Origin of the sequence: Enterobacter sp. KB-280D8, from assembly GCF_041399405.1 — a bacterium.
Lineage (GTDB): Bacteria > Pseudomonadota > Gammaproteobacteria > Enterobacterales > Enterobacteriaceae > Enterobacter > Enterobacter cloacae_N.
In genome coordinates this window covers 1-278 of record NZ_JBGKEC010000044.1, presented here as the reverse complement: position 1 = coordinate 278, position 278 = coordinate 1, and the positions used below count along the sequence as shown (strand labels likewise).

Genomic DNA, 278 nt, shown 5'->3' with positions numbered 1-278 from the left:
ATCGACCTGCAGACGGACGGCGGAACATGGCAGACGGTACTCAATACCAGCGTGACCGGGAAAACGACATCAGGATATGAGCGCAGCCATCGAATTGATTTACCGCAGGCTGGCAGCACCTGGACAATTCGACTGCGTAAAATTACCGCCGATGCCAACAGCGCGAAGATCGGCGATACGATGACCCTGCAGAGCTTCACTGAGGTGATTGACGCCAAGTTACGTTATCCAAACACAGCGCTGCTCTACATCGAATTCGACTCCAGCCAGTTTAACGG

Annotated in this window: 1 protein-coding gene; it reads left to right on the top strand. The window is 53.6% G+C overall.

Annotation, left to right across the window (positions count from 1 at the left end; translation table 11 throughout):
• The coding region (locus AB8818_RS22940; protein ID WP_371200042.1) for a hypothetical protein at positions 1 to 278 on the top strand (278 nt) is incomplete at both ends.